Here is a 24,373-nt window from a genome sequence, read left to right on the forward strand (position 1 = left end):
TTCATCTTTGTGTAATCTGAATTCGCCTTCTAGAGTTCTGGCACTAGGTGCATTTTCAGGCCGTTGGACATTGGCGCGGGCAGGGTGCTCGCTAAGGGATTTGAGCATGGCTGTATTGCTTCGAGTCTTGGTTTTGCTTGGATTGCTTTGCGCAACGGCCCCCCTGATCGCAGCGGACAAGCTCAGGCTTGTGGCGGATGCCTGGCCTCCGTTCACCGATGCCAGCCTGCAAGGGGGCGGGCTGGCTACGGCGATTGTTACCACAGCGCTCAAGCGTGCCGGCTATGAAAGCGAATTTGAGCAGGCCCCTTGGGCGCGGGCATTGATGGGCGTGGGCGAAGGCCGTTACGACATCCTGGTCAATGCCTGGTACAACGACTCACGTACACGGATCGGGGAATTTTCGGCCGGGTACCTGACCAACCGCATACGCTTGCTCAAGCGCAAGGATAAAGCGATTACCTTCCAGACCCTGGCGGATTTGTATCCCTATCCGATCGCAGTCGTTCGTGACTATGCATACTCCCTCAGCTTCGATGCCGATAGCCGCTTGCAGAAGGTCCCTGTGCGCAGCTTTTCGGTGGCGGTGCGAATGCTGGCAGCAAGCCGGGTAAGCTTGACCCTTGAGGACGAGTACGTCGCTCGCCATTTTCTCAAGCAGGAACCTGCGCCTGTTCGCGACAGCGTTGAGTTTTTCGGCAAGCCGCTCAGTGAAAACAGCCTGCACATTCTGGTCAGCCTGAAAAACCCTCGTCATCAGCAAATCGTTGCCGCGTTCGATCAGGCTATCGTGGCGATGCAGGCCGATGGCAGCTATGCCCGTCTGCTCAAACAGTACGGTTTGTGATCAGGCCGCAGACTCTTTGATCAGATGCGCCGCCAAGGTGCGCAGCGGGCCAAGTTGGCGGCAGATCAAGGCCAGCTGGGTTTGGACCAGACGTTGGGTTTCGTCGATTTCCTCGGGTACCTGTTCCAGCCTGTTGGCGAGGGCTTCCTCGTCATCGCTGTGAATCGCGACGGGTAGTTTGGTCGACAGGCCGACGGCGATTTCATCGAGGCTGTCTGCCAAGCGTGCCCCGGCCCCTTCGACCAGCTCGGTACGTGCCTCGGCCGCCAGGACGCTATCGCGATGGGCGCCGAGGCCTGAAAGGTAGCTGAGCAGGGTGTGCGACAACACCAGGAATCGAAAACCGACATCCGCCTCCTTTCGGAAATGCCCGGGCTCCATCAGCATGTTGGCCAAGGTGGTCGACAGCGCCGCATCGGCGTTGTGGGCGTTGCGGCGCGCCAGGCGGTAGGCCAGGTCGTCGCGCTTGCCGTTGGCATACTGTTGGAGGATCTGGCGCAGGTAGATGCTGTTGCAACTCAGGGTATTGGCCAGCACCTTGTTCAACCGCCGCCCCTGCCAGTCTGGCAGGAACAGGAAGACTGCGAGGATGGCGATCAGGCTGCCAATCAACGTATCGAACAGGCGTGGCAGGAACAGCCCGTAGCCGTCACCGATCTGGTTGAAACAGAACAGCACCATCAGGGTGATCGCTGCCGTGGCCAGGGTGTAGCGGGTGGTTCGATAGACGAAAAACACCACGCCGGCGACAACCGCGAACATCGACTGGATCAGTGGGTTGGGGAACAGGTCGAACAATGCCCAGCCAACGGTAAGGCCAATCCCCGTTCCAATGATCCGCTGCACCAGCTTGCGTCGCGTGGCGCCATAGTTGGGCTGGCAGACGAACAACGTGGTGAGGATGATCCAGTAGCCTTGGGTGGGGTGGATCAGGTGCACCATGCCATAACCGATCGACAGTGCCAGCGGCAGGCGCAACGCGTGACGAAACAGCAATGACGTCGGCGTCAGCTGTTGGCGTAGCCGATTCCAGACATCCGCCAGGCTGTGGGGCGAGCGGTCGAGCAGGCTGGAGTCACTATTGTCAGCCAGTTTGTCGGGGTTGCTCGCGTCGCTGAGCAGACGGTCCAGTGTGGCCAGGTTGGCCGCCAGGGCGCGAAGCGAACGGAGCAGGCCGCGCCAGGCTGGGTTGTTTTGACTGCGCAGGTGCTCGAGTGAGGCGTGCAGGTCTTCCTGGGCCTGGGCAAAGCCTGTGTCGTAGGTGAATGGCTGACGCAGCTGGATCGATTCTGAAAGCTGTTGGCAGGCCACGCCCTGTTGGCGCAACAGGCGTTGGCAGCGAAACAGGACATCGCTGTGGAAGAACGCCTCGGCCAATGCGTTGTACGGGTAGTGCGACGAGCTGGCGCGCTCGTGGATGTCCTGGGCGAGGAAGTACAGTTTCAGGTAGCGACTGACTTTCGAGCCGGGGCGACCATTGCCGACCCGGTGCAGAATGATTTCCTTGGCGGCATTGAGCGCGGCCACCACCCGACCGTTCTGTTGTGCCAGCTCAAGGCGCCGTGCTTCGACATCCAGCTGACGAATCGGCTCGAACAACGTGGACTTGAGCTTGAGGTAGCGGCTCAGCTCGCGAAACAGCCGGGCCAGGCTTTGCTGCACGGGCTGGTTGGAGAACAGGGCCTGCCAGAGAACCGAGAGCAGGCCGTACCAGGCAGCGCCGGCCACCAGCAGCAAGGGTTCGTGCCAGAAGTCGGTGACTTCGCCGCCGCGCTGGTCGACACCGATCATGGTGTACACCGAGAGAATCAGCGTCGCCGAGGCGATCGCGCCGTAGCGTTCGCCCAGTGCGCCGAGCATGGTCAGGCCGAAGGCCGCCAATGCCATGGCGCAGACAAACACAATGGGGTAAGGGAACAGCATCTCTACCGACAGCGCGGCGACGGTAAAGCAGACCAGGGTAACGGCCAGGGCGTTGAGTCGGCCTTGCCAGCTGTCATCGGTTTCTGCCAGGGCGCTGGCAATAATACCGAGGAACAGCGGGATCAGCAGGCCCATTTCGTCCCGGTACCAACACAGCGCCATGCTTCCGGTCAGGGCTATCGATACCCGGATGCTGTAGCTGAATTTATCCAGAGCCCAGAGGCGACGCAGTGAATGGCGCAACGATGTGGATGACATGGCGGGAGTCAGGCCTGCAGGGCAGTGATCGAAATTGAGCGGGTCGCGACGGCAAGCTGCCGTCGCGATAATGTCCCAGCAAAATTTGTTCCGTGATGCGCCGATTCTACCGCGAAGGTTAGACGAATTGTGCGGCGGCGTAGGCCGAAGCCCACGCCCACTGGAAGTTGAAGCCACCGAGGTGGCCGCTGACATCCAGCACTTCGCCAATGAAATACAGGCCAGGGCTCTTGAGTGACTCCATGGTTTTGGAGGACACCTCGCGGGTGTCGACGCCGCCCAGGGTCACTTCGGCAGTGCGGTAGCCTTCAGTGCCGGCGGGAACCAGTTGCCAGGCGCCGAGTTTCTCCGCGACCTGAGCCAGTTCAGCCGGGGTGTACTGTTTCATTGGCTTGGACACGAACCACTGCTCGGCCAGCAGGTTGGCCATTTTCTTGGTGAAGAGTTCACCGAGCAGGGTTTTCAGCTCGCTGTTGGGGCGTTCGGCTTGCTGCTGTTGCAGCCAGGTCAACGCGTCGTGGTCCGGCAGCAGGTTGATTTCCAGCGTATCACCGGCTTCCCAGAACGAGGAAATCTGCAGGATCGCCGGGCCGCTGAGGCCGCGGTGGGTGAACAGCAGGTTTTCGCGGAAGCTGACGTCGTTGCAGCTGGCGATACAGTCGACCGAGGTGCCGGACAGCTCGGTGCAGAGCGCCTTGAGCTGGTCGGTGATGGTGAAGGGCACCAGGCCTGCGCGGGTCGGCAGTACGCTGTGACCGAACTGACGCGCCACCTGATAACCAAAGCCGGTCGCCCCCAGCGTCGGGATCGACAAGCCGCCGGTGGCGATCACCAGCGACTGGCATTGCAGCTTGCCTGCACTGGTTTCCAGCAAATAGCCGCTTTCGAGTTTTTCGATCTGATCGATGCGGGTGTTCATGTTCAGTTCGGCGCCTGCGGCGTCGCACTCGGCCAGGAGCATGTCGAGGATGTCGCTGGATTTATGGTCGCAGAACAGCTGACCGAGTTTCTTCTCGTGGTACGGCACGCCATGCTTGCTGACCATCTCGATAAAATCCCACTGGGTGTAACGTGCCAGCGCGGATTTGCAGAAATGCGGGTTCTGCGAGAGAAAATTGCTCGGCTCGGTGTACATGTTGGTGAAATTGCAGCGCCCACCACCCGACATCAGGATTTTCTTGCCCGGTTTGTTGGCGTGGTCAAGCAATACAACCTGACGGCCACGCTTGGCGGCGGTCAGGGCGCACATCAGGCCGGCGGCGCCTGCGCCGATGATGATGACTTCGGTGGAACGCACTGCAAAATCCTCGGGGTAGAAAGCTGAAACCGTGTCGTCCTGTCGCCAGCCAAGCCCGCTCCTGCAGGGGCGGGAGCCGGCTTTGCGGGTAATGGGATCAGACGATCCGCACGCGCAACGAGCGCCCTTTGATCTTGCCGCTGTTCAGGCGCTGCAAGGCCTGCTTGGCCACCGCACGTTCCACTGCGACAAAGGCCTGGAAGTCGAAGATCGCGATCTTGCCGACCTGAGTGCCGGGCAAACCGGCATCACCGGTCAGGGCACCCAGAATGTCGCCCGGACGCAGTTTGTCCTTGCGGCCGGCAGCGATGCACAGGGTGCTCATGACCGGCAGCAGCGGGGCGCCGCTCTGGGGCTTGAGGCTGTCGAGCTGTTCCCAGCGCAGCGGCGCCTTTTGCAGGGCTTCGATCGCTTGGGCGCGATGACCTTCGGCAGGCGCCACCAGGCTTACGGCCAGGCCTTTCTCGCCTGCGCGTCCGGTACGGCCGACACGGTGTACGTGAATTTCGGCATCACGGGCCAGTTCGACGTTGATGACCATGTCCAGGGCGTCGATGTCCAGGCCGCGGGCGGCGACATCGGTGGCGACCAGGACCGAGCTGCTGCGGTTGGCGAACAGGGTCAGGACCTGATCGCGGTCGCGCTGTTCCAGGTCGCCGTGCAGGGCCGCGGCGACGATGCCTTTGGCCTGCAGGTGCTCCACCACTTCCTGGCACTGCTGTTTGGTAAAGCAGAACGCCACGCAGGACTGTGGGCGGAAATGCCCGAGTACGCGGGTTACGGCTTCCAGGCGCTGTTCCGGATCAATTTCGTAGAAGCGTTGTTCGATCTGGTTGTCGGCGTGCAGGGCTTCAACCTTGACCTGCTGCGGGTCACGCATGAAGGCTGCCGACAGTTGCTTGATGCCGGCTGGGTAGGTTGCCGAGAACAGCAAGGTCTGACGGCGTTTCGGCGTTTGCCCGATGATGTCGGCGATGGCGTCGTAGAACCCCATGTCGAGCATCCGGTCTGCTTCATCGAGTACCAGGGTGTTGAGCCCGTCGAGCACCAGGGTGCCTTTGCTCAGGTGCTGCTGAATCCGCCCCGGGGTACCGACGATGATGTGCGCGCCGTGTTCCAGCGAGGCGATCTGCGGGCCGAGCGAAACCCCGCCGCAGAGGGTCAGGATCTTGATGTTGTCTTCGGCACGGGCCAGCCGCCGCAGTTCCTTGGCGACCTGGTCGGCCAGCTCACGGGTTGGGCACAGCACCAGGGCCTGGCAGCCGAAGTAGCGTGGGTTGATCGGGTTGAGCAGGCCGATGCCGAAAGCGGCGGTCTTGCCGCTGCCGGTCTTGGCCTGGGCGATCAGGTCCATGCCCTTGAGGATCACCGGCAGGCTCTGGGCCTGAATCGGGGTCATCTGGGCGTAGCCGAGGGCGTTCAGGTTGGCCAGCATGGCGCTGGACAGCGGCAGGGTATCGAAGGCGGTGGCAATGGTGGTCACGAGGCGGGCCTGCAAAACAAAATGTCGCGCAGTGTACCAGCCTCGTGGCCATTCGCCCTAAGGCTCGATTTCAGGTTCCAGACGACGGGCACGCCTTCCGTCCGTCTTTGACAGCTGCATGAAGATCGCTGCGGCCAACATGGCCATCAGGCCGATGGTCAGGAAGGTCAGTTGGAACGCACCCAGTGTGCTTTCCACCCCTTCGGCACTGCCCGCTGCGGTGAACCCGCCCAGCAGCGCACCGGCACAGGCGACACCCAGGCTCAGCGACAGTTGTGCCACCACGGAAAGCAGGCTGTTGCCGCTGCTGGCGCTGGCATCGTCAAGGTCGATCAGGGTCACGGTATTCATGGCAGTGAATTGCAGCGAGTTGACGGCCCCAAGCATTGCCAATTGGACCAGCAGTACGGGGTAGGGCGTCTGTTCATCGACCAGTCCCATGCTGGCCAGCAGCACGCCCAGCAGCAGGGTGTTGCCGGTGAGGATCGTACGGTAGCCGAGGCGCTCGATCAGGGGTTGGGCCACTGACTTGGCCAGCATCGCCGCGGCCGCCAGCGGAATCATGCTCATGCCGGCTTCTGAGGGCGAATAGCCCAGCGCGACCTGCAGCAGCAGTGGCACCAGAAAAGGCAGGGCGCCACTGCCCAGGCGGGCGAACAGGTTGCCAAGAATACCCACCGAAAAGGTCCGGGTGCGAAACAACCGGGGCGAGAACAGCGGGTCCTCCGTACTGCCGGCGCGCAGCCAATAGGCTGCCAGGCAGGCCATGCCGGCGAACAGCAGCAACATCACCCGCAGGTGTGGCAGGTGCAGCTCGCCCAAGCCCTCCATGGCAATGGTGATCAGCACCATTGCCGCGCCGAACAGCAGGAAACCCATGCCGTCGAAGCGCGTGCGCTCGGTACCGCGCAGGTCGGGGATGAATTTCCACACGGCATAGCAACCCACCGCCCCGACGGGCAGGTTGAGTAGGAAGATCCAGTGCCAGCTGAGTATTTCCACGAGCCAGCCGCCCAGGGTCGGCCCCAGCAGTGGGCCGAGCAGGCCGGGAATGGTGATGAAGCTCATGATCCGCACCAGCTCGGAGCGTGGGTAGGCGCGCAACACCACCAGGCGTCCGACGGGCAGCATCAGCGCGCCGCCCAGGCCCTGGATCACCCGTGCGGCGACCAGCATCCCGAGGCTGTCGGCCAGGGCGCAGAGCAGCGAGCCGATACTGAACAGCAAAATCGCGCCGAAAAAGATCCGTTTGGTGCCGAAGCGGTCGGCGATCCAGCCCGACGCGGGAATCAGCAAGGCCACAGTGAGCATGTAGGCGATGATGACGGACTGCATGCGCAGGGGGTCTTCGGCCAAGTCGCGGGCCATGGCGGGCAGGGCAGTGTTGAGGATGGTGCCGTCGAGTGACTGCATGAAGAAGGCGATGGCCACCACCCAGGGAATCCAGCGGGCGGTGGTGCTGTCTAGGGGCGCGCGATCAGGCATAGGGCCTCTCTCCGAGGTGGGGCCTTATCGCCGGCATTGCCGGCGATAAGTAGCTATCACAGGGTCAGCGTCAGGCATTTGACCAGCGCGCCCGGCAGGTGCGTAGAGCGGGTCTGGCGTTGGTCATAGGTGCTGGTCGACAGGATCAGCTCGCGGTCGCAGGTCAGTGCTTCCAACTGCGTACCGAGCAGGCTGTAGACGCTGTCGTCAAAGCGCATGGTGCTGACCGGTGCCTGGATTTTCCCGTCCTCAACCCAGAAGGTCGCGAAGCGGGTCAGGCCGGTCATGCGCGCTGCTGGCAGGTCTGAGTAGTTCAGGTACCAGAGGTTGCTGATGTACAGGCCCGTGCCCAGTTGGGCGAGGATTGCATCCGCCGCCAGTTCGCCGGGGGCCATGCTCAGTGCGCAGGGTGACTCATCGCTGTCGGCGCCATTGGCCAGCAACTCGAACTCGGCTGCACTGCGGGCACCGACCAGTCGTTGGTGGGCCTTGCCCTGTGCAATCAGCGAGAGGTCGCTGCGCGGGTAGCCTTCCTCGGAGAACGCCGGGCTGAGCGAGCCGCTGACCTGTTCGGCGATGCCGATCAGCGGGCTCAACTGTGCATCGCTGGCGTAAAGACGTTGTAGCGGGCTGTCCTTGTTGGCGATGGCCTGGGCGGAAAAACCACCCCAGCAGAGCATGCCGATGATTTCGTCCAGCGCTGCGGGCGCCAGGTAGGCACGGTACTGGCCGGGTGCGAGGACCTTGAGTGGGCGGTCCAGGTAGTCCAGTTGCTCGCGGGCCTGATGCAGGCGCAAGGCCAATGTCGCGGCGTCCCAGCATTGGCCGGCATAGTTGGCTTTGACGGCCTGCCCGTTGGCATGGAACAGGCTCCAGTCGAAGTTGAAGCTGTTGGCCTGATGCCAGCCAAAGGCGCCAAATGAGCTGGCGAAGCCTCGGCAGATCGGGCCTGCGGCGTAGATCCCGACCAGGTCCAGCCCCGTGGCACCTGCGGCGATCTGGGCGAGTACCTCGGCTGTGTCTGGCAGAGGCGTGTTCTGCACGTTGTGGCTATGCCAGACGGCCTCGTTCAGTTTCAGGTAGGGGTCGACCGGGATCAGCGGCAAGGTCTGTCGCAGTTGTGCCAGGGCCTGCTGCAGGCGTTGGAGGTCAACGTCGCTGTCCCCGCTGAGGGTGAGTTGAAAGTCGGCCTGACGTCCGCTGTCGATCAGTTTGAGGCTGGTGCTGGCCTGCGCGACGTTGCCGGCCTGGCGGACCTGGGCATGGTTGAAACGAATGAACTGCGACTGCTCGGCGCTGTAGCTCAGGGTGAAGTGTTCGGGGGCGCGTACGGCATCGCGCAGGCTGTTCACCAGGCGTTGGAAATGTTCCAGGTAGGCCATCAGGCATCTCCTCCGAATACGTCGATCTGGCTGAACACGCAGGCCGGTGAGGCATGCCCGACCCGAATCACCTGGTTGGGTTCGCCCTTGCCGCAGTTAGGTGTGCCGAGTACCTGGAAGGTGCTGGCATCGCCCACGGCGCTGAGGTTGCGCCAGAACTGTGCTGAAACGCCCCGATAATTTGGATTTTTGACCACGCCCTTGAGCTCGCCGTTTTCGATCAACTGGCCCCACTCGCAGCCGAACTGGAACTTGTTGCGCGCATCGTCGATGGACCACGAACGGTTGGTTTTCATCAGAATGCCGTGTTCGATGCCGCTGATCAGTTGCGCCAGGCTCTGTTCGCCCGGCTCGATATTGAGGTTGGCCATGCGGTCGATCGGTGCACGGTTCCAGCCACAGGCGCGGCTGTTGGCAACGCCATCGAGGCCGGAGCGGAACTGCGACAACGCACTGCCCAGGGGGCGTAGCAGCAGGCCGTCACGGATCAGGAAGGTCTTGTGTGCCGGCGTACCATCATCGTCATGGGCATAGCTGGCCAGTTGTTCCGGGATATCGGGATCGAAGGTGACATTCAGCAACGTGGAGCCGTACTGTAAATGGCCGAAGTCGCTGGCGTTGACGAAGCTGGTGCCTGCGTAGTTGCGCTCGTCACCGAGGATGCGGTCCATTTCAAGCGGATGGCCGATGGACTCGTGGATCTGCAGCATCATCTGGTCGGGCATCAACAGCAGGTCGCGCACGCCGCTGGGCGTATTGGGTGCCAGCAGCAGTTGCAGTGCCTGGTCGGCGACCAAGGCGCCGGCACCTATCAGCCCGCAACGCTCGATCACATCGAACCCGCCCTGCTGGCCGAAATTTTCCCGGCCCAGGCTGCGGCTTTGGCTGTCCTGGCCGTCAAAGGCGGTGACCCCGAACCCTGGATAAACGAAGCGCTGGGCCTGGCGCAGCTGCGCGCCAGCGTTGTTCAGGTAAATCTGTTCGACCGTGGTGATGCCCAGGCTGGCCTGCCAATTCACCAGGCGCGAGTCCGCCGGTACGCTGGCTGATTCGCTGGCCAGTAGCGCATAGCAGTCGCTAAGGCTGGGAAACGGCTGCGCAAGGTTGGGGGAGCAGTAGTCGGCCTGAGCGCTGGTCACCGGCTGCTGGCTCAGGTTGAGCAGGGCGTGGCCGTTGATGCTTCGGGCCAGTGTTTCGGCCTGCTCCAGCGCGCGTTGCAGGCCCGCCTGGGACAGGTCGGCGGTTGCTGCATAGGCTTCCACGCCGTTGAGGCGTACTGTCAGCATCGCCCCTTCATCGCAACCCAGGCTGGGTGGCTCGGCGACGTTCTTGCGTACCGACAGGTGTTGTCGGGACTCCTGCACATAGCGCAGCGAGAAGAATTCGGCGGTGCTGCGCAAGGCTGCGAAGCGCTGGCGCAGCAATGCGGTGACATCGAACATGGGTGAACCTCCGTGCGCGCGGTGGCTCCCCCTCAGAACCACTCGTGATGCGCGCTCATTATGGCAGCCCGTTACTTTCCGGGTGAGGAAAAAGCGCGCTGTGCATTGAGTGCCTTTTTTGGGGTTTGGGATGCGTCCTACTTGCCGCTGGGATGCGGACTACATCAAAGGGATTGTTCGATCTGGCTTGATGGCAAACCAATACGTCTCTAGGTCGCAGCCGTGCAAATCGAAATACGCGAACTTCAACTTACGTCAGCGTGTCACGTTCGGCCGAAGCGCCAATGTGGGCAGAAGAAAGGTTTGTACTGAATGAGCGCAAAAGACAGTGGCTGCAAGTCGACGGTGTGGTTTGCATGGGGATGGTTTGATGTTCTCTACATCGCGTTGTACGTGACGACAAATCTACGGCACGACAAAGTGCCGTACCTGGCTGCGTGGGAAATGACATTGGCTTATTGGGGTGACCTGGGGCCTGCCCAAGCGCTGAAGCTCGTGCTGAATTGGGTGCTGCAGGTGTCGTTATTTGTGAGCTGTTTTTTATTCTTGGCCCAGCGAGATGCCGCGAGGTGGGTTGGCTACTTGCAGATGCCCTTGAGGATTTTTTTCATTGCGCCTTCAGTGTCGGTTTTAGTGCTGGGTGCTCAATTTTTTCCGGACCGTAGCACGGTGTTAATGGTGGTGTTGGCTATTGCGTCTGAACTAATGAAATTCTGGAGTCTTCGCACGTTTGGTGGGCGCGCTGCAGCTTGCTGATAAAGCCAACCCCCACTGGGGTTGGCGCCAGCCCGCTGTGGCGGTCACTGTCTTTGGCTTGAAAAACAAACCCCCGCTAAAGAGCGGGGGTTTGTCAGCTGTCTGAGGTGCGCGAACGCGCCTCTTTTGCTTGTTTGGGTGCGAATCGCTTAGCCGATGGTCATCAGGCTCGCGTTACCACCCGCTGCAGCGGTGTTGACGCTCAGTGCACGTTCGATCACCAGGCGCTCCAGAGCAATCGTGGTTTCGCCCGAGGACAGGCCCTGGACGCCGACGATGGCACCGGCACGCTTGGCCACCTGCTCGCAAACGCTGCGCAGTTGGTCGGAGTCGCCGTGGTGCAGAACAGCGTCGAATACGACGTCGTCCTTGTTCCACTCGGCCACCAGCTTGATGCGGGCTTGTACGTCTTTTGGCAGGCGAGTGCGCAGGGTTTTGCCCAGTGCATTGTCTGGCCATACCGCCGAACTACCGACCGCCAGTACCGCCGCCAGTTGTGTCAGCAGGTCAGCTTCGCCTTCGGCCAGGCACAGTACATGCTCGCGTGGCAGGATGGTGTAGCTGTTGCGCTCGCCGGTCGGGCCGGTGAGGACGCGTGTGATCCCGCTTTGCGACTGCTCGGCAAACTGCTCGCAGAGTGCGCCCAGCTCGACCATCTGGTTGCTGCCAGCCCAGGCTTTCAGGGCCTGCAGTGGCTTGGTCAGGCTGTCGTGCATCTGGGTGTCTGGCGTGTTTTCGCCGTCGGTACGCTTGAACGATTGTTCGATGGCGTTGGCCGGACGGGTCGACAGCAGGCGGTACAGGTACAGCGGGCCACCTGCTTTCGGGCCGGTGCCCGACAGGCCTTCACCGCCGAACGGTTGTACACCGACCACGGCGCCGACGATGTTGCGGTTGACGTAGACGTTGCCGGCGTTGACGCTGCCGACGACCTTGGCAATGGTCTCGTCGATACGGGTGTGCACGCCCAGGGTCAGGCCGTAACCGGAGCCGTTGATCTGGTCGATCAACTGGTCCATCTCCTTGCGCTTGTAGCGCACGACGTGCAGTACTGGGCCAAAGATCTCGCGCTGCAGCTCATCGAAGCTTTCCAGCTCGATCAGTGTCGGCATGACGAAGGTGCCGCGTTTGCATTCTTCGGCATCGGCGATAGCCACTTGATAGACCGAGCGGCCTTTCTCGCGCATGCCCTGGATGTGCTTCTCGATGCCGGCCTTGGCTTCGGCGTCGATCACCGGGCCAATGTCCACGGACAGACGCTCCGGGTTGCCCATGCGGTATTCCGCCATGGCGCCCTTGAGCATTTCGATCACGCGGTCAGCCGAGTCTTCCTGCAGGCAGAGCACGCGCAGTGCCGAGCAACGTTGACCGGCGCTGTCGAAGGCCGACGTCACCACGTCCATGACCACTTGTTCGGTCAGTGCCGAGGAGTCGACGATCATGGCGTTCTGGCCACCGGTTTCGGCGATCAGCGGAATCGGACGGCCCTGGTTGTCGAGACGACCGGCGATGTTGCGTTGCAGCAGACGCGCGACTTCGGTGGAACCGGTGAACATGACGCCTTTGACGCGCTCGTCACCAACCAGGCGGGCACCGACGCTTTCGCCGCGGCCTGGCAGCAGTTGCAGCACGCCTTCTGGAATGCCGGCTTCGAGCAGCAGGCGTACCGCTTGCGCTGCGACCAGCGGGGTTTGTTCGGCAGGCTTGGCCAGTACCGGGTTGCCTGCGGCGAGTGCAGCTGCCACCTGACCGCTGAAGATTGCCAGCGGGAAGTTCCACGGGCTGATGCAGACCACTGGGCCCAGTGGGCGGTGGGCGTCGTTGCTGAAGTCGTTGCGTGCCTGCACTGCGTAGTAGCGCAGGAAGTCTACGGCTTCACGCACTTCGGCGATGGCGTTGGCAAAGGTCTTGCCAGCTTCGCGAGCCAGCAGGCCCATCAGCGGCTGGATATCGGCTTCCATCAGGTCGGCGGCGCGCTCCAGAATGGCGGCGCGTTCTGCCGGAGGCGTGGCCTGCCAGATCGGTGCGGCATTCAATGCACACTGAATGGCGTTGTCGACGTCTTCGATGTTGGCTTCCTGAACGTGACCGACCTGATCGCGATGATCGGCGGGGTTCAGTACCGGCTGCTGAGTGCCTGCGCTGGCAGCGCAACCGAGCATCGGTGCCGCCAACCAGTTGTTGTGGGCGCTGCTGAGCAGAGCACAGGACAGCGAAGCCAGGCGGTGTTCGTTGGCCATGTCGATGCCGGCGGAGTTCGCCCGCTCGCTGCCATACAGTTCGCGCGGCAATGGAATGCGTGGGTGCGGCAAGCCAGCGCTGCCTTCCTGGGTGGCCATGCGCTCGATGGTTGCAACCGGGTCGGCCACCAGCTCTTGAATGGAGATGGAGTGGTCGGCAATACGGTTGACGAACGAGGTGTTCGCGCCGTTTTCCAACAGGCGGCGAACCAGGTAGGCCAGCAGCGTTTCGTGGGTACCGACAGGTGCATACACGCGGCATGGACGGTTCAGCTTGCCATCGGCAACCTTGCCCACGACTTGTTCGTACAGTGGTTCACCCATGCCGTGCAGGCACTGGAACTCGTACTGACCCGGGTAGTAGTTCTGCCCGGCGATCTGATAGATGGCCGACAGGGTGTGGGCGTTGTGGGTGGCGAACTGCGGGTAGATGGCTTCCGGTACCGACAGCAGCTTGCGGGCGCAGGCGATATAGGAAACGTCGGTGTACACCTTGCGGGTGTAGACCGGGTAGCCTTCCAGGCCTTCGACCTGGGCGCGCTTGATCTCGCTGTCCCAGTACGCGCCTTTCACCAGGCGGATCATCAGGCGGTGACGGCTGCGGCGTGCCAGGTCGATCACGTAGTCGATGACGTGCGGGCAGCGCTTCTGATAAGCCTGGATAACGAAACCGATACCGTTCCAGCCCGCCAGTTGTGGTTCGAAGCACAGGCGCTCGAGCAGGTCCAGCGACAGCTCCAGGCGGTCGGCTTCCTCGGCGTCGATGTTCAGGCCGATGTCGTACTGCTTGGCCAGCAGGGTCAGCGACAGCAGGCGCGGGTACAGCTCGTTCATCACGCGCTCGTACTGGGCACGGCTGTAACGAGGGTGCAGGGCCGAGAGCTTGATCGAGATGCCCGGGCCTTCATAGATGCCACGGCCGTGAGAAGCCTTGCCGATCGAGTGAATCGCCTGCTCGTAAGAGGCCAGGTATTTCTGTGCGTCATGCTCGGTCAGTGCGGCTTCGCCAAGCATGTCGTAGGAGTAGCGGAAGCCTTTGGCTTCAAAGCGAGTGGCGTTGGCCAGCGCTTCGGCAATGGTTTCGCCGGTGACGAACTGCTCGCCCATCAGGCGCATGGCCATGTCGACGCCCTTGCGGATCATCGGCTCGCCGCTCTTGCCGATGATGCGGCTGAGCGAAGCGGTGAGGCCGGATTCGTTGTGGGTCGAGACCAGTTTGCCGGTCAGCAGCAAGCCCCACGTGGCCGCGTTGACGAACAGCGACGGGCTGTTGCCCAGGTGTGGCTGCCAGTTGCCGGTGCTGATCTTGTCGCGGATCAGGGCGTCACGGGTGCCTTTGTCCGGGATGCGCAGCAGCGCTTCGGCCAGGCACATCAGTGCTACGCCTTCCTGGGACGACAGGGAGAATTCCTGCAGCAGGCCCTGAACGACACCGGCGCGACCGCTGGCGCTTTTCTGGTTACGCAGCTTCTCGGCGATACCGGCGGCCAGTTTGTTGGCGGCATCGGCCATGGCTGCCGGCAGGCGAGCCTGCTCCAGCAGCATCGGCACGACTTCCTGCTCAGGGCGGCGATAGGCCGATGTAATGGCCGAGCGCAGAACGGACTGCGGCAGTATGCTTTCGGCGAACTCGAGGAAGCACTGGTGCGCGTGATCAGGTTGCACTTCGCCGGCTTCGTCAGCGTGGTTGTGGGCCTGTCCGTCGAGTTCGGTCAGGGTGGCGCCACCCTCGAGCCTTTCCAGGTAATTGAAAATCGCCTGTTTGATCAACCAGTGCGGCGTGCGGTCAATGGACTGCGCAGCTGCTTTGAGTCGTTCGCGGGTTGGGTCGTCGAGTTTGACCCCTAGGGTGGTCGTCGCCATTTCTTATCCTCATTATCGCCACGTGATGTGGCACTAGCTGGCGCAAAGATTAGCTGTGGCGGGGTCAGGGTGCAACCTGGTGCAACCCAATTTTCGTACAAAAAAAGTGCAGCTCGTCCGACAGTTTGAGGTGCTCAGCCGTTTTGGCTGTTTAGGGTGCATTTACTTCTGTAGATCGTGCTTTTTGCTCCATAAGGGAGCAAAAAGTGGTCTTCATCGGAAATATCCGACGAGGTGCAACTGGATTGCAGAAATTGGTTGCACCTTCTTTGCGTTGTTGCATAGCATTCGCGGCCTCGGTGCAACCTCGCTTGAGGTCAGGTGTACCCGTGCGGGGCTTTATCTGGAAGTCTTCGCATCACTCCATGCGCGGTTGGGCTTCAGTGCTACCCGTGACGAGCGTTCAGGGAATGAACGGCTTTGCCGGCGGCATCAGCCAACTGCGGCTACCATAAAAACAAATTCCAGGGCGCAACATCATGAGTGCAAGCAACCCAACCCTGATCACCTTCGTGATCTACATCTTGGCGATGGTGCTGATCGGCTTCATGGCCTATCGCTCCACCAACAACCTTTCCGACTACATTCTGGGCGGCCGCAGCCTGGGTAGCGTGGTAACCGCGCTCTCGGCGGGTGCCTCGGACATGAGCGGCTGGCTGCTGATGGGCCTGCCAGGCGCGATCTACATGTCGGGTCTGTCGGAGGCCTGGATCGCTATCGGCCTGATCATCGGTGCCTACCTGAACTGGCTGTTCGTTGCCGGGCGCCTGCGTGTTCAAACCGAATACAATGGTGACGCGCTGACCCTGCCGGACTACTTCACCAGCCGTTTTGAAGACAAGAGCGGCCTGCTGCGGATCATCTCCGCGGTGGTGATTCTGGTGTTCTTCACGATCTACTGTGCTTCCGGCATCGTTGCAGGTGCCCGTCTGTTCGAAAGCACCTTCGGCATGTCCTATGAAACTGCCCTGTGGGCAGGTGCAGCCGCCACGATCGCCTACACCTTTGTTGGTGGTTTCCTGGCTGTGAGCTGGACCGATACCGTCCAGGCGACCCTGATGATCTTCGCGCTGATTCTGACGCCGATCATTGTTCTGCTCGCCACCGGTGGCGTCGATACGACCTTCCTGGCCATCGAAGCGCAAGACCCGTCGAACTTCGACATGCTCAAAGGCACTACCTTTGTCGGCATCATTTCGCTGATGGGTTGGGGTCTGGGTTACTTTGGTCAGCCGCACATCCTGGCGCGCTTCATGGCGGCAGACTCGGTCAAGTCGATCGCTAATGCGCGCCGTATCTCCATGACCTGGATGATCCTGTGCCTGGTCGGTACCTGTGCCGTCGGCTTCTTCGGTATTGCCTACTTCTCGGCGCACCCTGATCTGGCCGGCCCTGTGACCGAGAACCATGAGCGTGTGTTCATCGAGCTGGCCAAGATCCTGTTCAACCCATGGATCGCGGGCGTGCTGCTGTCGGCTATTCTGGCTGCCGTAATGAGCACCCTGAGCTGCCAGTTGCTGGTGTGCTCCAGTGCGTTGACTGAAGACTTCTACAAGGCTTTCCTGCGCAAGAGTGCTTCTCAGCTTGAGCTGGTCTGGGTCGGTCGTCTGATGGTGCTGGCCGTAGCGCTGATTGCGATTGGCATCGCCGCCAACCCTGAGAACAAGGTCCTGGGCCTGGTGAGCTATGCCTGGGCGGGCTTCGGCGCTGCCTTCGGTCCTGTGGTACTGATCTCCGTGCTGTGGAAAGGCATGACCCGTAATGGTGCGCTGGCCGGTATCCTGGTCGGTGCGATTACCGTGGTTGTCTGGAAGCATTTCGCCCTGCTGGGTCTGTACGAAATCATCCCGGGCTTCATCCTGGGCGCCCTGGCAATCGTGCTGGTCAGCACCCTGGGTCGTCCGTCGCAAGGTATGGTTGCCCGTTTTGAGAAGGCCGACGAGGCGTTCAAGAAGGGTCATTGATCGGTTAATGCTGGTCTGTGCCTGACAACGGCCCGATCTCTTCCAGAGGTCGGGCCGTTGTCGTTTTGCCTGGCCCCTGCGACAGGGTAAACTTGTCGGCCTTGCAGGAGTTGCCATGAACTATCGTCACGCCTTCCACGCCGGCAACCATGCCGACGTCTTCAAACACCTTGTGTTGACCCGCCTCATTGCGCTGATGTCGCGCAAGGAGCAGCCGTTCGCCTACATCGATACCCACGCCGGCCTTGGCTTGTATGACTTGCAGGGCGATCAGGCGACACGCACCGGCGAGTACCTTGAGGGTATCGGGCGCCTGTGGGGGCGTGACGACCTGCCCGAGTTGGCTGCCGATTACCTGCGCATCCTCAAGCGCATGAACCGGGATGGCGAATTGCGCTATTACCCGGGTTCGCCTGAGCTGGCGCGGCGTCTGGTGCGTGATCAGGATCGCGTGCTGCTCAATGAGAAACACCCGGAAGACGGTCGTCTGCTCAAAGAGAACATGAAAGGTGATCGACGCGTAGCAGTGCACCTTGGCGAAGGCTGGCACGTGCCGCGTGCCTTGCTGCCCGTGCAGGAGAAGCGTGCGGTGATGCTGATCGACCCGCCTTTTGAGCAACTCGACGAGCTCAAGCGATGCAGTCAGGCCATGAAAGAGGCCATCGGCCGTATGCGACAGACCGTCGCGGCGATCTGGTACCCGATCAAGGAAGAGCGTCAACTGACGCGCTTTTATCAGGACCTGACCAGTACAGGGGCGCCGAAACTGCTGCGGGTTGAATTGCTGGTGCATCCCTTGGATACCCCGCAAAGCCTGAACGGTTCCGGCCTGGCCATTGCCAATCCGCCATGGGGGCTGGAAGAGGAGTTGCGCGAGCTGCTGCCATGGCTGGCACAAGTACTCGGTCAGACACAAGGCAGCTGGCGTATGGACTGGTTGATCGCTGAATGAGTCGGCGCGCAGTGCTGGGTTGCGCGCTGCTTTACGTTATAATCCCGCTCTTTGGCTGCCGCTTGCCACACGCGCAGGGGCACATTTTAAAAGTTTGAAGAGGCTAGACCCTTGGCATTGACGATTCTTGGCCTGTCCGGCGCCCTTAGCCATGATCCTTCCGCGGCCCTGTATATCGACGGCAAACTGATTGCTGCCGCTGAAGAAGAGCGCTTCGTGCGCGATAAACATGCAAAGAACCGCATGCCCTACGAATCGGCGAAGTTCTGCCTGGAGCAGGCCGGGATCAAACCGTCCGACGTCGATGTCGTCGCGATTCCTTTTGCCCCGATCAGCCTGTTCGGCAAGGCTCGCTGGCACTACGCCAAGCGTTACTGGTATGCCCCGGATCGTGCCCTTGACGCGATTCTGATGGGCAACCGCCGCTACAAGCGTTACCGCAAGAAAATCGTCTGGTGCCTGGAGCAACTGGGCTTTGATCCGAAGAAGATCAAGATCGAGCCGGTCGAGCACCACCTGGCTCACGCTTCCAGCGCTTACCACTGCTCTGGCTTCAAGGAGAAGACTGCGATCCTCGGGATCGACGGTAAGGGCGAGTACGCCACCACGTTCTTCGGCTACGGCGAAAACGGCAAGATTCACAAGATCAAGGAGTTCTTCGACCCGGACTCCCTCGGCGGCCTTTACGGTGCGATCACCGAGTTCCTCGGTTTCGAAATGCTCGATGGTGAGTTCAAGGTCATGGGCATGGCGCCGTATGGCGATGCCAGCAAGTATGACTTCTCGCGTCTGGCCAGCTTTGAGAATGGCGAGCTGGAAATCAACACCGAATACGCCAATGTCATCGGCCTGCGCCGCCATAAAGAGAAGGGCAAGGGCTTCTACTTCTCGCCAAAACTGATCGAGTGGCTGGGGCCGAAGCGTGAAGGCGATATCGCCGACGAGCCGTACATCCACTATGCGGCCAGCATGCAGGCGCTGTTCGAAAAACTGGCGTTGCAGATGATCGACCATTACCTGGGCGACATCCTCAAGGAAACCGGCAAGCTGGCGTTTGCCGGTGGTTGTGCGCTGAACGTCAAGCTGAACCAGAAGATCATCGCCCGCCCGGACCTGAAAGAGCTGTTCGTTCAACCGGCTTCCGGTGACGCCGGTACCGCTGTCGGTGCGGCGGCCTATGTGTCGCACGCCCGTGGCGTTCCGGTCGAGAAGATGGAGCACGTCTACCTCGGCCCTGCGTACTCCAACGAGGACGTGATCGCCGCCTGTGCCCGTCATCCGAGCCAGCCAAAATGGCGCAAGATCGACGACATGCCGCAGCGCATCGCCAAGATCATGGTCGACGGCAATCCGGTGGCCTGGTTCCAGGGCCGCATGGAGTTTGGGCCACGTGCCCTGGGTGGTCGTTCGATCATTGGCTGTCCGAGCGTGCCGGGCGTGGCTAACCGGATTAACGAGCAGATCAAGTTCCGCGAGCGCTGGAGGCCATTCTGCCCGTCGATGCTCGACACGGTTGGCCCGCAGATGATCAAGGTCGATCACCCGGCGCCATTCATGACCTTCACCTTTGAAGTGGCGGAGGAGTGGAAAACCCGCGTGCCGGAAGTTGTCCATGAAGACGGCACTTCGCGGGCACAAGTACTCAAGCGTGAGTACAACCCGCGTTACTACGACATGATGAAAGCGCTGGAAGACCTGACGGGTAACGGTGTGTCGTTGAACACCTCGCTCAACCGTCGTGGCGAACCGATGATCTGCTCGCCGACCGACGCCTTGAACATGTTCTTCGGCTCCGACCTGCAATACCTGATCATGGAAGACATTCTGGTGGTCAAGGACGGTGCGGACAGTTATGACACCATCGGCTGAGCGGCATGTCCTGCAGTTCTGTCATGGTTATGACGGGCCGTTCCTGGACTGTGCCCGTCAGTATGCCAGCCTGTTTGCGGGCACGGGTTACCGGGTTACCACGGTTTTCCTGACCGGTGCTGCCGATCCACAGGTAGCTGCTGGCTGTGCGTCTGACGAAGTGCTGTTCATGGAATTCAGCTCGAAGGCCATTCGCGGCCTGAAGCTGGGGGCGATTCGCGCATTGCGCCGGATCGCTTCCAGCCGCCGTTTCAGCTTCTGCATTGCCCACCGTTTCAAGCCGATCTATGTGGCCTTGCTGGCGACGAATGTGCCGGTGATCGGTGTGCATCACGCATTCAGCGATTACAAGCGTGGCAGCCGGCAGTTGTTTGCCAACCTGTTCCGTCGACGCCTGAGCCTGCTCGGCGTCTCTGACGCAGTACGCGACGACATGCGCCACTGTTTGCCGAAGTGGCCGCAGCAGCGTATCCAGACCCTTTACAACCGTGTCGACATCGAGGCGCTGCAGGCGAGTTTGTTGCCTGCTGCCGAAGCGCGTCAGGCCCTGGGGTTGGACCCGCAGGCCTGGATCGTCGCCAACGTCGGTCGCCTGCACCCGGACAAGGACCAGGCCACGCTGCTGCGCGGCTTTGCCAAGGCGCTGCCGGGGCTGCCGGCCGGTGCTCGTCTGGCGATCATGGGCAAGGGGCGCCTGGACGAGAGCCTCAAGGCGCTGGCTGCCGAACTGGGAATCGCCGGACAGGTCGATTTCCTGGGCCAGGTAGCAGACGGTCGTCGCTATTTCCGCGCATTCGATGCTTTTGCCCTGAGCTCCGATCACGAACCGTTCGGGATGGTTCTGCTGGAGGCCATGGTTGCCGGTTTGCCGCTGTTGGCGACAGCTTGTGGTGGGGCGAAGGAGGTCGTCGAGGGGGTCGGTATTCTGTTTCCGCTGGGTGATGCCGAGCGCCTTGCTCAAGGGCTGCAGCACCTGGCCGGTCTGGATGAGTCGCAACGTCAGGCCTGCGCCGAGCGCATGCTGCAGCGTCTGCGTGAACGTTTTTCCGATGTTGCCGTACGTGAGTCCTTCTGGCAGCTGCCAGCCGTCAGCGCATTGGCTGCGGAGGCTTGATGCTCAATCGAATCAAAGGCTGGCGCGAACGTGGCTGGCACGAAGTAGATGCTGCTGCCTATGCACAGGCCTGGCAGCGTTTTGGTGGCAGCGTTGCCACTCACCCGTTGGTGGTCGCGCAATTGGCTGACCTGGCCGAGATCCCGGTGCGCTACCTGGCCTGGGAAGCACAGGGTGAGCTGAAGGCGGTGATTCCAACCTGGGGGCGTTACCTGGCGCTGTCTAAGGACGTGCTCAAGCGTGCGGGCAAGAAAGGCTTGTTCGACTTGGGTAACGCCGAGTTGATTCTGCCTGCTGCGGCCGATGCTCAGGTGCCGCTGCGGCATGCCGGGCGTTACCTCTCGGAGTTGAATCAGGGCCGTTTCGCCAACCTCAAACCGCAAGTGGAGTCCTTGGCCATGGCCAGGACCCCGGAAGACCTGTCGAAGAAATTCCGTTACAACCAGCGCCGCGAGTTGCGTCTGCTGGAAGAGGCGGGTGGGCAGGTTCGTCCTGTGACCGACTTCAGCAGTGCGGAGCTGGCGGCCATGTACTGCGACCTGTTCCAGCGCCGCTGGACGTTCCCGGCCACCGGTGCCGAGCGTATGGCCGAAGTGCTTGAGCGCTTGCGTGAGCTGTTGATCGGTTCGGTGTTGTTTCTTGACGGTGCCCCCATCGCCATTCAATTGGTGTATCGGGTTGAAGCGCCGGAATGGATCAGCGTTGAGTACGTCAATGGCGGTGTCGATCCTGAAACCAAGGCTTTCAGCCCTGGCAGCGTATTGAGCTTCCTCAACACACAGAGCGCCTGGGAAGACGCCCGTGCGCGGAACAAGCCGTTGCGGTTTTCTTTCGGTCGCTCCGATCGCGAGTACAAGGACCGATGGTGCAACCCCGTTCCGGTGTTTCAGGTGTGAGCCGCAAGCAACAGTTGCTCAAGCGCCATCGGCGCAACAAGCGTCTGGGCTTGCTGCTCGGCCTGCTCGTGCTGCTCGGCGTGGGTGTCGGCGTTCACTGGTGGTTGCCACTGGTGCTGTTGCCGCTGCTGTGGGTGGCCCACGAAGCGTGGTTCGCCGACCACTTGTTCTATTCGCCAGCCGAAGATTATCAGTACACCTTCCCTGAAGGCTGTGAGCCGGTTGCGGTGTCACTGGCCGGCCAGGCCCTGCGCGTGACTCAGCCACTGCCGGTAACGGGTGACGAAACATTGATTCTTCGGGTCCGCCTGAAGTGCACCTGGCTAGGGCGTTTCTTCGACCCTGCCATTGAGGTGCTGGGCGGTGACGTCCCAGACCTGCAGACGTTCGAGCGTGGTGTGCGAGGCGTGCGCTACCTCAACCTGACGGGCCAGGCGACGGCAGTAATGGCAGGTAATCTGCGCCTGCGTGGCCGGCATTGTCGGGTGCTGGATGCATCGCAACTGTGGGTCGTGCGCAACGGTGACCTGTACCAACGGCGGGTCATGGTCATTGCGCCCCATGCCGATGATGCCGAGCTGGCCGCCTATGGCCTTTACAGCAAGGCCGCAGAATCCTGGATCGTGACACTGACGGCAGGTGAGATCGAGGCAGAGCATTACCAGCAGATGGGCCTTGAGCGTGCCGAGGCTGCACGCCTCAAAGGGCGTCTGCGTGCCTGGGACAGTATTGCGGTGCCACGCTGGGCGGGTGTACCGCAGGCGCAGTGCGTACAGCTGGGGTACTTCTGCCTGCAGTTGCCCGCTATGCAAGCCGCACCGGATCAGCCGATGGCTTCTCGGGAAGCCGAGATGGCCGACACTCGGCTGTTCCGGCAGTTCAATAGCCTTGCCTTGCCCGGCGACCACGATGGCGCTCCAACCTGGAACAACCTGCTGGCTGACTTGCGAGCGCTGATTGTGCTGGCGCGTCCACAGGTGCTGGTGATGCCGCACCCGACACTCGATCCTCACCCCGACCACATGTGCGCCCAGGCAGCGGTGCTCGAAGCCTTGCAAGGCCTTGAATGGCAGCCTGAAACCCTGTTGTGCTACGCCAATCACCTGCATGACAACGATCGCTGGCCGATGGGCGACAGCGGTGCAGGCGTGGCGTTGCCACCGCAAATGGAGGCTGGCCAAGGCTGGACTCCGCACAGCCTGGTGCTTGACCTGAATGCACAGCGTGACAAGGCCATGGCGCTGGGCATGATGCATGACCTGCAGTCTGCTCCCCCGTTCAAGCGGCGCCTGCGACGCCTGTTGCAGCGCTGGCTGGCAGGCCGCAAAGCGTCGCCCTACGGTGAGAATGAGTTTTTCCGTAAAGCAGTGCGTCGACATGAATTGTTCTGGCGCCGGGATCTGTAGGTCCAGGGCGTGATTGATAGCGGTAGCGCATGCGCCGTAAGGAAGACAATGAAAGTTCTATTTCTGGTGCAGAAGGAACAGCGGGCCATTCTGGATCGCTTGTACGAAGGGGTTGCTGAGCATTGCGAGTGCGACCTGCGTTGGTTGACCAGCGCCGATCAGCGCAATCTACGTGCGTACTTTCGCCGTGAAATCGACGTCAGCCAGTATGACCGGATCATCTTCTTCCTGCGGTTCAAGCAGGAGATCCGGCAGGTCGGTTTCATTCGTACGGTTCCCAACCTGGTCATCCTCGAGCACGATGCTTACCAGAATTACATTCCCTGCAAGTACACCGGTGCTTTCAGCAAGCATTATCGCAAGCTGCCTTGGGCGCGCGTGATCAGCTCCGGCTACATGGTCAGCGAGCGTCTGCGGCAGGAAGGGTTTGATGCGGTATTCGTGCCCAAGGGGTATGACCAGCAGTTGCTGGCTGATCAGGGGCGTGAGCGGGACATCGAGTTGGCATTCGTTGGCAGCACCAACAGCGTTGCCTACAGCGGTCGCAAAGCCTTGCTCGATGAACTGGCTCAGGTCGAAAATCTGGTCGTTACCCGAACCAAATCGGGCGAAGAGTACTGCGATACGCTTAACCGGATTCGTTTTTTTGTAAGCGCTGATGTTGGCATGGGCGAGTACATGATCAAGAACTTCGAAGCCATGGCGTGTGGCTGCGTACTGCTCGCTTACGATCAGGGCGATGCTGAAAACCGTGCGCTGGGTTTGCAGGATATGCACAACGTCGTGCTGTATGGCAGCATTCCCCAGTTGCAGGAAAAGTTGAACATCCTGCGTGCAGATCCTGCGCTGGCGCAGCGTATTGCTGTCAACGGCCGTGATCTTGCGGTTTCGCGCTTCAGTTTTGCTCAGGTCGGACGCAGCATTGTCGAGCAGTTGCAACCGCCTCTTCGGCCTCGCCCGGCGTTGACCGGTTGGCAGCGCCTACGGCTAAGCCTGGGTTTCTGAGTGGCCCAGGCAATGTGCCGGTATGCCCTGGTTTCAGCAGGCATGCCGGCGTAACGTCTTCGATTACTTCAACCTGAGCCTTTTGCGCTTGAGGGGTTAGCCAGGCGCAGGCGGCGAAGGGCAGAACTGCTCCGCATCAGGCGCTCGGTTTGTGGCAATATCCTGCCTTTTTGGCGTCATGTATTCGTCGT

The 24,373-nt window shown here is 61.3% G+C and carries 16 protein-coding genes; 9 read left to right on the forward strand and 7 right to left on the reverse strand.

The features are described 5' to 3' along the window. Window positions 1–106 precede the first annotated feature (106 nt). Window positions 107–847 (forward strand): substrate-binding periplasmic protein, encoded by a 741-nt coding sequence (locus AB7M23_RS08430; RefSeq protein ID WP_454240592.1) that lies wholly within the window; start codon window positions 107–109, stop codon window positions 845–847. On the opposite strand, the gene yccS is transcribed toward AB7M23_RS08430, so the two are convergent. The 6 genes from yccS to AB7M23_RS08460 all read right to left on the reverse strand — a co-directional run bounded on the left by yccS (window position 848) and on the right by AB7M23_RS08460 (window position 10,117). Then, the gene (gene yccS / locus AB7M23_RS08435) at window positions 848–3,028 is read right to left on the reverse strand and encodes a YccS family putative transporter (protein WP_454240593.1); all 2,181 of its coding nucleotides are present in this window, start codon (window positions 3,026–3,028) and stop codon (window positions 848–850) included. It abuts the gene before it with no gap. Window positions 3,029–3,146: 118 nt separating this feature from the next. Further along, window positions 3,147–4,325: an NAD(P)/FAD-dependent oxidoreductase gene (locus AB7M23_RS08440; protein WP_454240594.1), complete on the reverse strand. Its 1,179-nt coding sequence runs from the start codon at window positions 4,323–4,325 to the stop codon at window positions 3,147–3,149. 97 nt (window positions 4,326–4,422) lie between these two features. Continuing rightward, window positions 4,423–5,760 (reverse strand): ATP-dependent RNA helicase DbpA, encoded by a 1,338-nt coding sequence (gene dbpA / locus AB7M23_RS08445; RefSeq protein ID WP_256587614.1) that lies wholly within the window; start codon window positions 5,758–5,760, stop codon window positions 4,423–4,425. A 105-nt stretch (window positions 5,761–5,865) separates the two neighbouring features. Further along, entirely contained in the window at window positions 5,866–7,293 is a 1,428-nt protein-coding gene (mdtD, locus tag AB7M23_RS08450; protein WP_454240595.1) for a multidrug transporter subunit MdtD, read from the reverse strand. Between the two features lie 56 nt (window positions 7,294–7,349). After that, window positions 7,350–8,675: a metallopeptidase TldD-related protein gene (locus AB7M23_RS08455; RefSeq protein WP_442963002.1), complete on the reverse strand. Its 1,326-nt coding sequence runs from the start codon at window positions 8,673–8,675 to the stop codon at window positions 7,350–7,352. Then, on the reverse strand, window positions 8,675–10,117 hold the full coding sequence (locus tag AB7M23_RS08460) for a TldD/PmbA family protein (RefSeq protein ID WP_102052346.1): 1,443 nt from the start codon (window positions 10,115–10,117) through the stop codon (window positions 8,675–8,677). Before AB7M23_RS08460 ends, AB7M23_RS08455 begins: the two co-directional genes overlap by 1 nt. Window positions 10,118–10,429: 312 nt before the next feature. On the opposite strand from AB7M23_RS08460, the gene AB7M23_RS08465 reads away from it, so the two are divergent. Next, entirely contained in the window at window positions 10,430–10,873 is a 444-nt protein-coding gene (locus AB7M23_RS08465) for a hypothetical protein (RefSeq protein ID WP_065760297.1), read from the forward strand. Window positions 10,874–11,022: 149 nt separating this feature from the next. On the opposite strand, the gene putA is transcribed toward AB7M23_RS08465, so the two are convergent. Beyond that, window positions 11,023–14,976 (reverse strand): trifunctional transcriptional regulator/proline dehydrogenase/L-glutamate gamma-semialdehyde dehydrogenase, encoded by a 3,954-nt coding sequence (gene putA / locus AB7M23_RS08470; RefSeq protein WP_454240596.1) that lies wholly within the window; start codon window positions 14,974–14,976, stop codon window positions 11,023–11,025. Window positions 14,977–15,455: 479 nt separating this feature from the next. Between putA and putP the strand changes: the two genes are divergently transcribed. The 7 genes from putP (at window position 15,456) to AB7M23_RS08505 (ending at window position 24,182) form a co-directional block, all read left to right on the forward strand. Continuing rightward, window positions 15,456–16,940, forward strand: a complete 1,485-nt coding sequence (gene putP / locus AB7M23_RS08475; RefSeq protein ID WP_454240597.1) for a sodium/proline symporter PutP — start codon at window positions 15,456–15,458, stop codon at window positions 16,938–16,940. 115 nt (window positions 16,941–17,055) lie between these two features. After that, window positions 17,056–17,892 (forward strand): 23S rRNA (adenine(2030)-N(6))-methyltransferase RlmJ, encoded by an 837-nt coding sequence (locus tag AB7M23_RS08480; protein ID WP_065758711.1) that lies wholly within the window; start codon window positions 17,056–17,058, stop codon window positions 17,890–17,892. Between the two features lie 111 nt (window positions 17,893–18,003). Continuing rightward, window positions 18,004–19,761 (forward strand): carbamoyltransferase family protein, encoded by a 1,758-nt coding sequence (locus AB7M23_RS08485; RefSeq protein ID WP_065758712.1) that lies wholly within the window; start codon window positions 18,004–18,006, stop codon window positions 19,759–19,761. Next, window positions 19,745–20,875, forward strand: coding sequence for a glycosyltransferase (locus AB7M23_RS08490; RefSeq protein WP_454240598.1), 1,131 nt, complete (start codon window positions 19,745–19,747; stop codon window positions 20,873–20,875). The genes AB7M23_RS08485 and AB7M23_RS08490 overlap by 17 nt, the downstream gene beginning before the upstream one ends. Beyond that, window positions 20,875–21,771 (forward strand): antimicrobial resistance protein Mig-14, encoded by an 897-nt coding sequence (locus tag AB7M23_RS08495; protein WP_454240599.1) that lies wholly within the window; start codon window positions 20,875–20,877, stop codon window positions 21,769–21,771. The genes AB7M23_RS08490 and AB7M23_RS08495 overlap by 1 nt, the downstream gene beginning before the upstream one ends. Further along, on the forward strand, window positions 21,768–23,177 hold the full coding sequence (locus AB7M23_RS08500) for a PIG-L deacetylase family protein (RefSeq protein WP_454240600.1): 1,410 nt from the start codon (window positions 21,768–21,770) through the stop codon (window positions 23,175–23,177). The genes AB7M23_RS08495 and AB7M23_RS08500 overlap by 4 nt, the downstream gene beginning before the upstream one ends. A 48-nt stretch (window positions 23,178–23,225) precedes the next feature. Further along, window positions 23,226–24,182 (forward strand): glycosyltransferase family protein, encoded by a 957-nt coding sequence (locus tag AB7M23_RS08505; protein ID WP_454240601.1) that lies wholly within the window; start codon window positions 23,226–23,228, stop codon window positions 24,180–24,182. The last annotated feature ends 191 nt before the right edge of the window (window positions 24,183–24,373 follow it).

The organism is Pseudomonas sp. HLS-6 TE3448 (assembly GCF_053629555.1).